10 protein-coding genes are annotated in these 10629 nt (G+C 71.3%); 7 read left to right on the top strand and 3 right to left on the bottom strand.

The genetic code is table 11. The features are described 5' to 3' along the window. Window positions 1–234: 234 nt before the first annotated feature. From FPZ47_RS24280 to egtE, 7 genes are all read left to right on the top strand, one after another. A complete protein-coding gene (locus FPZ47_RS24280; RefSeq protein WP_144954688.1) occupies window positions 235–1683 on the top strand; it encodes a catalase in 1449 nt (482 codons plus the stop codon). A gap of 32 nt (window positions 1684–1715) precedes the next feature. Continuing rightward, window positions 1716–2363 carry a sensor domain-containing protein gene (locus FPZ47_RS24275; protein WP_144954711.1) on the top strand — a complete coding sequence of 216 codons (648 nt, stop codon included), beginning with the start codon at window positions 1716–1718 and terminating at the stop codon, window positions 2361–2363. A gap of 118 nt (window positions 2364–2481) precedes the next feature. Continuing rightward, on the top strand, window positions 2482–3771 hold the full coding sequence (gene egtA / locus FPZ47_RS24270; RefSeq protein ID WP_144954686.1) for an ergothioneine biosynthesis glutamate--cysteine ligase EgtA: 1290 nt from the start codon (window positions 2482–2484) through the stop codon (window positions 3769–3771). Further along, window positions 3768–5066 carry an ergothioneine biosynthesis protein EgtB gene (gene egtB, locus FPZ47_RS24265; protein WP_144954683.1) on the top strand — a complete coding sequence of 433 codons (1299 nt, stop codon included), beginning with the start codon at window positions 3768–3770 and terminating at the stop codon, window positions 5064–5066. Before egtA ends, egtB begins: the two co-directional genes overlap by 4 nt. Next, window positions 5066–5764: an ergothioneine biosynthesis protein EgtC gene (egtC, locus tag FPZ47_RS24260; protein ID WP_144954680.1), complete on the top strand. Its 699-nt coding sequence runs from the start codon at window positions 5066–5068 to the stop codon at window positions 5762–5764. The genes egtB and egtC overlap by 1 nt, the downstream gene beginning before the upstream one ends. Next, the gene (egtD, locus tag FPZ47_RS24255; RefSeq protein ID WP_144954677.1) at window positions 5764–6729 is read left to right on the top strand and encodes an L-histidine N(alpha)-methyltransferase; all 966 of its coding nucleotides are present in this window, start codon (window positions 5764–5766) and stop codon (window positions 6727–6729) included. Before egtC ends, egtD begins: the two co-directional genes overlap by 1 nt. Then, window positions 6726–7877, top strand: a complete 1152-nt coding sequence (gene egtE / locus FPZ47_RS24250; protein ID WP_144954674.1) for an ergothioneine biosynthesis PLP-dependent enzyme EgtE — start codon at window positions 6726–6728, stop codon at window positions 7875–7877. Before egtD ends, egtE begins: the two co-directional genes overlap by 4 nt. 1 nt (window position 7878) lies before the next feature. Here egtE and FPZ47_RS24245 read toward each other — a convergent pair whose 3' ends face one another. From FPZ47_RS24245 to FPZ47_RS24235, 3 genes are read right to left on the bottom strand one after another with little or no spacing between them, the layout of a single operon-like run. Next, window positions 7879–8550 (bottom strand): class I SAM-dependent methyltransferase, encoded by a 672-nt coding sequence (locus FPZ47_RS24245; RefSeq protein ID WP_144954671.1) that lies wholly within the window; start codon window positions 8548–8550, stop codon window positions 7879–7881. Continuing rightward, window positions 8547–9929 carry an IS607 family element RNA-guided endonuclease TnpB gene (gene tnpB / locus FPZ47_RS24240; protein WP_144954668.1) on the bottom strand — a complete coding sequence of 461 codons (1383 nt, stop codon included), beginning with the start codon at window positions 9927–9929 and terminating at the stop codon, window positions 8547–8549. Before tnpB ends, FPZ47_RS24245 begins: the two co-directional genes overlap by 4 nt. Further along, window positions 9929–10513 carry an IS607 family transposase gene (locus FPZ47_RS24235; protein ID WP_144954666.1) on the bottom strand — a complete coding sequence of 195 codons (585 nt, stop codon included), beginning with the start codon at window positions 10511–10513 and terminating at the stop codon, window positions 9929–9931. Before FPZ47_RS24235 ends, tnpB begins: the two co-directional genes overlap by 1 nt. Window positions 10514–10629: the final 116 nt, after the last annotated feature.

The raw sequence follows: 10629 nt of genomic DNA, 5'->3' as shown, positions 1-10629 counted from the left end.
CCCCCCCCCCCCCCCCCCCCCCCCCCCCCCCCCCCCCCCCCCCCCCCCCCCCCCCCCCCCCCCCCCCCCCCCCCGGGGGGGGGCCGCCCCGCCCCACTCCCCGGGGCCCCGCCCGTAGGGGGCATCCGGTGCGGATGTGGACCCGGGTTGGGAACTGAGCCGTTCGGGTAATCGTCTGCGTCGTAAGCCCCGCGCGAACGGCTGACACCGTGCGGGTGAAGAGGAGAGGGTGAGATGACGCAGCGCTACACCACCACGGATGCCGGAATCCCCGCACCCAGCGACGACCAGTCGCTGACCATCGGGCCCGACGGCCCGATCCTGCTGCAGGATCACTACCTGATAGAGCAGATGGCGATGTTCAACCGGGAACGCATCCCGGAGCGCCAGCCGCACGCCAAGGGCGGCGGCGCGTTCGGTCACTTCGAGGTGACCAACGACGTCAGCCGGTACACCCGGGCGGCGGTGTTCCAGCCCGGCACCAAGACCGAGATCCTGGCCCGGTTCTCCACCGTCGCCGGCGAGCGCGGCAGCCCGGACACCTGGCGGGACCCGCGCGGCTTCGCGCTGAGGTTCTACACCGGCGAGGGCAACTTCGACATGGTGGGCAACAACACGCCCGTCTTCTTCATGCGCGACCCGCTGAAGTTCCAGCACTTCATCCGCTCCCAGAAGCGCACCCAGGCTCGCAACGTGCGCGACCACAACATGCAGTGGGACTACTGGAGCCTTTCGCCGGAGTCCGCCCACCAGGTGACCTGGCTGATGGGCGACCGTGGGATCCCGAAGACGTGGCGCAACATGAACGGCTACAGCAGCCACACCTACAGCTGGATCAACGCCGCCGGCGAGATCTCCTGGGTGAAGTACCACTTCATCACCGACCAGGGGATCGAGTTCCTCACGCAGGAGGACGCCGACCGGCTGGCCGGCGAGGACGGCGACTACCACCAGCGTGACCTGTATGAGGCGATCGAGCGCGGCGACCACCCGAGCTGGACGCTGAAGATGCAGATCATGCCGTACGAGGAGGCCCGGACCTACCGGTTCAACCCGTTCGACCTGACGAAGGTGTGGCCGCACAGCGACTACCCGCTGATCGACGTCGGCACGATGACGCTGACCCGCAACGTCACCGATTACCACAGCGAGATCGAGCAGGCCGCGTTCGAGCCGAACAACACCGTGCCCGGCACCGGCCTGAGCCCGGACAAGATGCTGCAGGCCCGCGGCTTCTCCTACTCCGACGCGCACCGCGCCCGGCTGGGCACCAACTACCGGCAGATCCCGGTCAACACCCCCAAGGTCGAGGTGAACAGCTACTCCAAGGACGGCGCGATGCGGGTGCAGAACGCCTCCGACCCGGTCTACGCCCCGAACTCCTACGGCGGGCCGCAGGCCGACCCGGCGCGCGCCGCCGAGGTGCGCTGGCACGCCGACGGCGACATGGTCCGGGCCGCCTACACCCTGCACGCCGAGGACGACGACTGGGGCCAGGCCGGCACCATGGTCCGCGACGTGCTGGACGACGAGGCGCGGGAGCGGCTGGCGAACAACATCATCGGCCACGTCTGTAAGGGAGTCAAAGAACCGGTGCTGTCCCGGGTGTTCGAGTACTGGCGCAACGTCGACCCGGACCTGGGGAAGACGGTCGAGGAGGGGGTTCGGGCCAACCTGGGCTGAGTCCGGCTCCTGGCATGATCGGCTGCATGAGCATGCGGGTTGCCGCGGCGGCCATCGGGACCATCGGGGCCGTCGGTCTGGCGATCGGGGGCCCCGCCGCGGGCGCCGCGCCCTCCGAGCCGGGTGTGGTGTCCTACGCGGTGCTGGGCAAGGGGGCGGTCGGCAACGTCATCGGCGCGCCGATGGGCTGGGAGTCGGTGTTCACCGAGCCGTTCCAGGCCTTCTGGGTGGATCTGCCGGCGTGTAACAACTGGGCCGACATCGGGCTGCCCGAGGTGTACGACGACCCCGACCTGGCGTCGTTCAACGGGGCGATCACCCAAACGTCGGCCACCGACCAATCCCACTACGCCAAGCAGGCGGTCGGGGTGTTCGCCACGAACGACGCCGCAACCAGGGCCTTCCACCGGGTGGCGGACCGGACCACGGGTTGCTCGGGACAGACGACGGCGATGCACCTGGACGACGGGTCCACCCAGGTCTGGTCGTTCGCCGGCGGGCCGCCGACCGCCACCGACGCGGACTGGACGAAGCAGCAGGCCGGCACCGATCGCCGCTGTTTCGATCAAACCAGGCTGCGCCAAAACGTGTTGCTGCAGGCCAAGGTCTGCCAATCCGGCAACGCGGGGCCCGCGGTCACCGTGCTCGCCGGGGCGATGCAGAACGCGCTGGGTCAATAAATGCGAAAAGCTGGGTATCCGTGTAGGCCGTGCGGCGAAAAGACGCGGAAACGGGAATATGTCGGCACGGTCTGGAAGATGAAATGGTCGTGGTTACCGGGCCCGGAAGGATCGTGACATGACGTTCGCCGGCACCACCGGCGCGGCCTCGCAGCTCGCCACGACCAGCCCGGTCGAAGCAGAGATGGCCGATTCGTCGGCCGTCGCCTGCCACATCGCCGACAGCTGCCTGGCCGACGGCTCGCTGGGGCGGGTCGGTCTCGAGGTGGAGGCGCACTGCCACGATCCGACCGATCCGCACCGCAGGCCGGGCTGGGACGAGATCCTCGAGGTGCTCGAGTTCCTGCCGGCGCTGCCCGGCGCCAGCGCGGTCACCGTCGAACCCGGCGGCGCCGTGGAACTGTCGGGGCCGCCCGCCGACGGCGTCATGCCGGCGATCAACGCCATGCACAGCGACCAGGCCGTGCTGCGGGCCGCGTTTGCCGATGCCGGGCTCGGGCTGGTCTATCTGGGGGCGGACCCGCTGCGGCCCCCCCAGCGCATCAATCCCGGGGCGCGCTACCGCGCCATGGAGCAGTTCTTCGCCGCCGACGGCTTCCGGGACGCCGGCGCGGCGATGATGACGTCGACCGCCTCGGTCCAGGTCAACCTCGACGCGGGCCCGCGGTCCGGGTGGGCGCAGCGGGTGCGCCTGGCACACGCGCTGGGGCCGACGATGGTCGCGATCGCGGCCAACTCGCCCATGCTGGGCGGTGAACTGTCCGGCTGGTCGTCCACCCGGCAGCGGGTCTGGGGCCAGATGGACTCGGCGCGCTGCGGGCCGGCGCTGGGTGCCAGCTGCGACGACCCCGGGACCGAATGGGCGCACTACGCGCTCAACGCGCCGGTGATGCTGGTGAACGACCCCGAGGCCGTCGCCGTCACTCACTATGTGCCCTTCATCGACTGGGTGGACGGCCGGGTGCTGCTCGGCGACCGCCGCCCGACGATTTCGGACCTGGAATACCACCTGACCACCCTGTTCCCGCCGGTGCGTCCGCGCCAATGGCTGGAGATCCGCTACCTGGACAGCCTGCCGGACGCGTTCTGGCCCGCCGTGGTGTTCACCCTGGTGGCCCTGCTCGACGACCCGGCCGCCGCCGCCGTCGCCGCCGAGGCCGTCGAACCCGTGGCCACCGCCTGGGACACCGCGGCGCGGGTCGGCCTGCGCGATCGCCGGCTCTACACGGCGGCCAACACGTGCGTGGCGCTGGCCGCCGAGCGGGCGCCGGCCGAGCTCGCCGAGCCGATGCAGCGGCTGGCCCGCGCCGTCGAGCAGGGTCGTTGCCCCGCCGACGACTTCTGCGAACAGGTCAGCGAGCACGGGGCGGCGCCGGCGGTCGCCCGGCTGGCGCGAGGGGGACTGTGACTTCCCGCGAACGGATCGCCGACGATCTGGCACGGGCACGGGCGCGGACGTTGCGACTGGTCGACTTCGACGACGACGAGCTGTGCCGGCAGTACGACCCCCTGATGAGCCCGCTGGTGTGGGACCTGGCGCACATCGGGCAGCAGGAGGAGCTGTGGCTGCTGCGGGGCGGCGACCCCGCCCGGCCCGGGATGTTGCCGCCGGCCGTCGAGGGCCTCTACGACGCGTTCGTGCATTCCCGCGCCAGCCGCGCCGACCTGCCGCTGCTGTCCCCGGCGCAGGCGCGCTCCTACTGCCGGACCGTGCGCTCGGCGGTGCTGGACGCCCTGGACGCCCGCGATGCGCTGGGCGAGGACGGGGGCGGCTTCGTCCACGGCATGGTGGTCAGCCACGAGAACCAGCACGGCGAGACCATGCTGCAGGCGCTGAACCTGCGCGCCGGCGCCCCGCTGCTGACCGACACCGCGGCGGTGCCGGCCGGACGGCCCGGGTTGGCCGGCACGTCGGTGCTGGTGCCCGCCGGCCCGTTCGTGCTGGGGGTGGACGCCGCGGCCGAACCGTTCTCCCTGGACAACGAGCGTCCCGCCCACGTCGTCGACCTGCCGGCGTTCCGCATCGGCACCGTCCCCGTCACCAACGGCGAATGGCGGCAGTTCCTCGACGACGGCGGCTACCGCGAGCCGCGGTGGTGGTCGGAGCGCGGCTGGGAGTATCGCCGAAGCGCGGGTCTGACCGCGCCGCAGTTCTGGAGCGCCGAAGCTGCGACCCGCACCCGGTTCGGCCGCGTGGAGGACATCCCGGCCGACGAGCCCGTCCAGCACGTCACCTACTTCGAGGCCCAGGCCTACGCGGCCTGGGCCGGGGCGCGGCTGCCCACCGAGATGGAGTGGGAGAAGGCCTGCGCGTGGGACCCCGCCACCGGGACACGCCGCCGCTACCCCTGGGGCGAGCGGCGGCCCTCTCCCGCCGTGGCCAACCTGGGCGGGTCGGCGCTGCGCCCGGCGCCCGTCGGCGCCTACCCGGGCGGTGCCTCGGCGTACGGGGCCGAGCAGATGCTCGGCGATGTGTGGGAGTGGACCACCTCGCCGCTGCGGGGATGGCCGGGGTTCGTCCCGATGATCTACGAGCGGTACTCCCGTCCGTTCTTCTTTGGTGACTACCGGGTGCTGCGCGGCGGGTCGTGGGCCGTGGAGCCGGGCATCGTGCGGCCCAGCTTCCGCAACTGGGATCACCCGCACCGCCGCCAGATCTTCGCCGGCGTCCGGCTGGCCTGGTCCGTCGAGGAGCCCGCCTGATGTGCCGTCACCTCGGCTGGCTGGGGGCCGGTGTCACGGTCTCCTCGCTGGTGCTCGACCCGCCGCACGGCCTGCGGGTGCAGTCCTACGCCCCGCGCCGGCAGAAGCACTGCCTGATGAACGCCGACGGGTGGGGGGTCGGCTTCTTCGACGGAGCGGCGCCCCGGCGCTGGCGCAGCGCGGCGCCGCTGTGGGGCGACGTGTCGTTCGAGTCGGTCGCGCCGGCGCTGCGCAGTCACTGCGTGGTCGCCGCGGTGCGCTCGGCGACCGTCGGCATGCCCATCGAGGCCAGCGCCACCGCGCCGTTCACCGACGGGCGGTGGCTGCTGTCGCACAACGGCGTCGTCGACCGCGCCGTGCTGCCACCGGCGCCGCGGGCCGAATCCCTCTGCGACAGCGCGTTGTTGGCGGCGGTCACCTTCGCGCGTGGGCTCGACGCCCTGGGCGACACCATCGCCGAGATCGGCGCCGCCGACCCCGCGGCCCGGCTCAACGTGCTGGCCGCCGACGGGTCCCGGCTGCTGGCCACGACGTGGCACGAGACGCTGTCCATCCTGCGCCGTGACGACGGTGTGGTGCTGGCCAGCGAACCCTACGACGACGACGGGGAATGGGAGGACGTGCCGGACCACCACCTCGTCGAAGTCACCTCCGAGCGGGTGACGTTCACCGCGCTGGGCAACCCGAAAGGATTGTGATGACGCTGTCGCTGTCCAACCACCTGGCCGCCGACTCGGCGCACCGCGCGTTGCGCCGTGACGTGGCCGACGGCCTGCAGTGCACACCGAAAACATTGCCGCCCAAGTGGTTCTACGACCCGCTGGGCAGCGATTTGTTCGACCAGATCACCCGGCTGCCGGAGTACTACCCCACGCGCGCGGAGGCGGCGATCCTGGCAGACCGGGCGGGCGAGATCGCGTCGGCCAGCCGGGCGGACACCCTGGTCGAACTGGGCAGCGGGACCTCGGAGAAGACCCGGACGCTGCTCAGCGCCCTGCACGGCCGCGGCTCGCTGCGCCGGTTCGTGCCGTTCGACGTCGACGCCAGCATGCTCTCCACGGCCGCGGAGGCCATCCAGCGCGAATACCCGGGCGTCGAGATCCGCGCCGTGTGCGGCGATTTCGAGGAGCACCTCACCGAGATCCCCGACGGTGGCCGACGCCTGTTCGTGTTCCTGGGGTCGACGATCGGCAACCTCACGCCCGTACCGCGCGCGGAGTTCCTGGCCAACCTGGCCGCGGTGATGCGGCCGGGGGACAGCCTGTTGCTGGGCACCGACCTGGTCAAGGACGCGGGCCGGCTGGTGCGTGCCTACGACGACGCCGCGGGGGTGACGGCCCGGTTCAACCGCAACGTGCTCGCGGTGATCAACCGCGAACTCGACGCCGACTTCGACGTCGACGCCTTCGCGCACGTCGCCCGCTGGAACGCGCGCGAGGAGCGCATCGAGATGTGGCTGCGCGCCGATCGCGCCCAGCGGGTGCGGGTCGGCGCCCTGGAGTTGACCGTCGACTTCGCCGCCGGCGAGGAGATGCTCACCGAGGTGTCGTGCAAGTTCCGGCCCGACGGAGTGAGCGCCGAACTGGTCCGCGCCGGGCTGCACCCGACCCGCTGGTGGACGGACACCGCGGGCGACTTCGGGCTCTCGCTGGCCGTGCTGTGACGCACGGCGACTCGCTGGCCGACCGGTGGCGGTCGGCCCGCCCGCCGGCGGCCGGGCTGCACCTGGACAGCGCGGCGTGCTCGCGCCAAAGCCTCGCGGTGCTCGACGCCGCCGCCCGGCACGCCCGGCACGAGGCCGAGGTGGGCGGCTATGTCGCGGCGGAGGCCGCCGCGCCGGTGCTCGACGCCGGGCGGGTCGCCGTCGCCGCCCTGTGCGGTGCGCCCGACGCCGAGGTCGTGTACACCACCGGCGCGCTGCACGCCCTGGACCTGCTGCTGGGCGGCTGGCCGAGGGGCCCGGGGGGCCGGCGAACCGTGGCTTGCCTGCCCGGCGAATACGGACCCAACCTGGCCGTGATGGCCGCCCACGGGTTCGAGCGCCGGCTGCTGCCGACCCTCGAGGATGGCCGCGTCGCGCTCGACGACGCGGCGCTGGCCCTGGCCGCCGATCCGCCGGATCTGGTGCACCTGACCGCGGTGGGCAGCCACCGCGGGGTGGTGCAACCGGTTTCGATGGTCGCGCAGCTGTGCGCGGAGCTGGGCCTGCCGCTGGTGGTGGACGGCGCTCAGGCGCTGGGCCAGATCGACTGCGCGGTGGGCGCCGACGTGACGTATTCGACGTCGCGCAAATGGATCGCCGGCCCGCGCGGGGTGGGCGTCCTGGCGGTGCGCCGCGAGCTGATGGAGCGGCTGCGCCCGCGGCTGGAGCCGCCGGAGTGGGTCTCGCCGCTGAGCGTGGCCCGGCAGCTGGAGTTCGGCGAGGCCAATGTCGCTGCGCGGGTGGGGTTTTCGTGCGCGCTCGGCGAGTACCTGGCGTACGGACCGGACGTGGTGCGGGCGCGGCTGGCGCAGCTGGGCGCGGCCGGTCGGACCGTGCTCGCCGACGTGCCCGGCTGGGCCGTCGTCGAGGAGGACGACGAGCCGAGCGCGATCACCACCCTGGCCCCCCTCGACGGCGCCGACCCGCAGGCGGTGCGGGACTGGCTGCTGTCCCAGCGGCGCATCCTGACCACCTGCGTCGGGGTGCAGCGGGCGCCGCTGGAGATCACGCGGCCGGTGCTGCGCATCTCGCCGCACGTGGACACCACGGTCGAGGACGTGGAGACCTTCGCCGAGGCGCTGATCGCGGCGACGGCCGCGACCGCGTAGGTCAGCCCGACTTGTGCGCGGTGAGCAGGTAGGCGGGCAGCTTCATCCGCCCCTGCTCGTCGCGCTCGTGCGCGGGCATCTCGAACGGCGCGTCGGCGGCCGGCGGGATGTTGGCGTGGATGTAGGCGGGCCGGATCTCGTCGATCTCCCAGTAGCGGCTCACCGCGGCGCGCAATTCGTCCTCGTCGACCTCGTTGGGCTTGGCTGCCATCTCGGCGGGGAAGGCGCCCTTGGCGAACACCAGCACGAAGTAGCCGGCCCCCGGGGCGGCGGCGCGGTACACCGAGCTCAGGTAGCCGTCGCGGCCCTCGACCGGCAGCGAGTGGAACAGCGTGGAGTCCACGACCGTGTTGAACCGGCCGGCCGAGCCCGGTGGGTAGCCGGCGAAGTCGGTGATGTCGGCCTGCACGAAAGTGGCCGTGGTCAGGCCCCGTTCGGCGGCCGCCCTGGTGGCCGCCGCGACGGCGATGGGCGTCAGGTCGATCCCGACCACGGTGTAGCCCTGCGCGGCCAGCGCCAGCGACAACTCGGCGAATCCGCAGCCGGCGTCGAGCACGTCGCTGCGGAACCTGCCGGCCGCCAGCAGCGCGGCGAGTTCGGGCTGCGGCGCACCGATGTTCCATGGCGGCGGGCCCTCGAACTCCGTTGCAAGTGAGTGATCTTTAGTGGTCACGCGACTTGCACCCCGTCTCGGGGTTGTTCGGCAGCCTTGCGGCTGCGTCCCTTCCGCGCTTCACGGCCACCTGCCCGGTCAGACCGGGTCTTACGGTCGGCTCCACGCTTGACGGCGGCCCCAACTGGGCCGACGACGCTAACGGTGTCCTCGTAGCGTGCGAGGTTGATCGCGGCGTTGTCGTCACGCTGGTGACGTGCGGAGCAACTGTCGCATTGCCATTTTTCGTCCCAGCCGATGTCTTGCACATGCCGGCAGGCGTGGCAGGTTTTCGACGACGGGAACCAGCGGTCGGCGACCACCAGCGCTGACCCGTACCAGCGCGTCTTGTAGGACAGGTGCCGGCGCGGGGTGCCCAGGGCGGCATCGGAGAGTCCGCGCCGGCGGGCACGGGCACCCGGAAGGCCCTTTTGCCGCAGCATCCCCGCAGCGTCCAAACCTTCGACAACGATGCGGCCGTGGGTTTTAGCCAATCGTGTTGTCAGGACATGCAGGTGATGAGTGCGGACGTCGTTGACCCGGCGATGGAGCCGGGAAATCTCGGTGGTGCGCTCACGGTAGCGCCGTGAACCTTTCACACAGCGCGATCGGGCACGGCTGGCGTGCCGCAACTGTTGTTTGAGCGCCGCGTCGAGCGGCCGGGGATTCGGCACTTGTTCAAGCACCTCGCCGTGCTCGTCGGCGACCGTGGCCAAGCGCCGGACCCCGACATCGACACCGACTCGTGAACCGGGGTGCGCCACCTTCGGTTGCTGCGGGCGCGCCACCAAGACCCGCACACTGGCGTCTAGACGGGTGCCGTTGCGGCGCACCGTGATTGCCAGCACCCGCGCACGGCCTTTCGCGATGAGGCGTTCGATGCGCCGGGTGTTCTCGTGCGTGCGGACCGTGCCGATCACCGGCAGCGTCAGATGCCGCCGGTCGGGTTCGACGCGCATCGCACCGGTGGTGAACGACACGCGGTCGGCGTCGCGTCCTTTCTTTTTGAACCGCGGAAATCCGACGCTTTTACCCGCGCGCTTGCCCGATCGGGAGGTCTGCCAGTTCCAGTAGGCGTCCACCGCTCCGGCGATGCCGTCGGCATAGGCCTCCTTCGAGCATTCCGGCCACCACACCTGCCCGGTCTCGGGGTTGACGCACACCTCGTCCTTGACCGTGTTCCAGCGTTTCCGTAGCACCGCAAGCGACGGCTTGGCCGTCCGGGCGCCCGTCGCGTGCCACGCGCCGATATCGGCTTTCAAGGTGACGACGGTCCAGTTGAAGGCCTTGCGGCGGGCGCCGAAATGCCGCGCCAGCGACCTGGCTTGATCCTGGGTCGGGTCGAGGGTGAACCGGAACGCCTGCACACACCAACCCTCGGGCACCTCGAAACGCCCCATCAGGCCGCCTCCGTATCGTCGGCAGCAGCCGCAGCGACGGCGCGCTTTGCCCGGTTGGCCGCCGCGTGTTTGCCGTACAGTCGCGCGCACATCGAAGTCAAAACCTCGGTCATATCGCGCACCAGGTCGTCATCAACCTCGGCCGAGTCCACGACCACCAGCTCCCGGCCTCGGGCGGCCAACGCGGCTTCGACGTATTCAGAACCGAACCGGCAGAACCGGTCCCGGTGCTCGACCACGATCCGATTCATCGTCGGGTCACGCAGCAGTGCAAGGAACTTGCGGCGGTGCCCATTCAACGCCGAACCGACCTCGACAACGACCTTGTCGACCGGGATCTGCTGGGCGGTGGCCCAGGCGGTCACCCGTGCCACCTGCCGATCCAGGTCGGCTTTCTGATCCGCCGAGGACACCCGCGCGTACACAGCCGTGCGTGATCGCGGGCCAGACGCGCCGATCGGCTCGTCCACCAGAATCAGACGACCAACTTTGCGTGCCGGAGCCGGCAATCGGCCAGCGTGGAACCAGCGATACGCAGTCACCCGCGCAACACCGTTGCGCTCAGCCCACACCGCCAGATTCATACCGCTGTTCCTACAGCACACCACCGACAACTACCGACCGGGTGTGCGACAGATTTGTAGGTGAATCGGGGTTGATCTTGAATGGAGCTGCTGGATTGCTGGTCATGCGGTGGCTA

Source organism: Mycobacterium helveticum, from assembly GCF_007714205.1.
Lineage (GTDB): Bacteria > Actinomycetota > Actinomycetes > Mycobacteriales > Mycobacteriaceae > Mycobacterium > Mycobacterium helveticum.
This window is presented reverse-complemented; position numbering and strand designations above follow the sequence as displayed.